At 67.8% G+C, this 1,165-nt stretch carries 1 protein-coding gene; it reads right to left on the bottom strand.

The genetic code is table 11. From position 1 onward, the window contains the following. A partial coding sequence (locus AC1C2W_RS01175) for a DUF559 domain-containing protein (protein ID WP_495412126.1) occupies positions 1 to 820 on the bottom strand: 820 nt, incomplete at its 3' end. Positions 821 to 1,165 lie beyond the last annotated feature (345 nt).

Genomic DNA, 1,165 nt, shown 5'->3' with positions numbered 1-1,165 from the left:
CCTTGTCTTGAACACCCCCCCCACCCCCCCCCCTTCTTTTTTTGGGTGGGGGGTTGGTGTCCTGTCCACCACAAACCGTCCCCCCACCCCACGCCCACAACGCATCCCGCCCCCGGGCTCGTCGGATCGCGCTGCGCACGTGAGCCACGAAGTCTCGCGGGTCACGCAAGTCGTCCGCGACGATGACGATCACGGTCCAACCGAGGGCCTCGAGCGCCCGACGACGCCGGATGTCGTCGCGCCACTGCGCCTGGTCCGTCCGGTGATGGTCGCCGTCGTACTCGATCGCGATCCGGTACTGCGGATAGAGCAGGTCCACCCGCTTGACGTAGCTCCCGTCAGGCGCGCAGACGACCTCGTTGACGATGGGGCACGGAAGATTCGCGGCGACCAGGGCCAGACGGGCACGCGTCTCGGTCGGCGAGTCGGTCCCCAGGCGCATCCGCTCAATCTGCTGCCGCACCTGAACGATCCCCTTGACCTTGTACGTGCGCTCAGCGAGGGTGAGCAGCTCGGCGGGACTCGTCAATCGTCGCTTGCGACGCATCATCGCGTCTCCGAGCACGACGACGTCGTCCGGTAATCGGAGGTCCACGGCGACGTGGACGAAGGTCTGCGCCGGCGACGTGACGAGGAGACCGCCCAGCTCCGTCGTCTCGAGGAACGGCTGTCGCGACCGATGGGCAGCCACACCCTCGCGCTCCCGTTGTGGTCGGTCCTGCGGCCGAGGCGTGATCACGTGGAGGCGGTCGTCGTCCTGGATCGTCCAGGGAAGGTCGACTCCGAGCAGTCGCAGCGCCGTCGCGTGACTGAACGCCACGCCGGGATCGAGGGCAGGGAGCAACGCTCGACATCGGTCGGTCAGCCCACCGATAGACCCCGCAGGGGCACGCACACCCCGGAACGGCGCGTCGTAGGCTGCCGTCCGAAGGTGATCAGCGCTGACTCCGGCGGCGCGGGCGGCGCCAACCGCGAACGGACCGGCCGGGACACGTGGGTCGTGGGGTGGAGCGGATCGTGGCATGGACCGACGCTGACAGGACCAGCGGTGATCGTTTGAGGCTTTCCACAGGTCACCCACGGACCGAGCGGTGTGGGGGTGGGGTTCGGGGAGATTTTGGTTCCAAAAAATCCCCAAAACCCACCCCCAAAACCCCAGGGAGGG

This window comes from Isoptericola sp. Y581 (assembly GCF_059445475.1).
The sequence above is the reverse complement of the archived record's forward strand: the minus strand, read 5'-3'. Positions and strand labels throughout refer to the sequence as shown.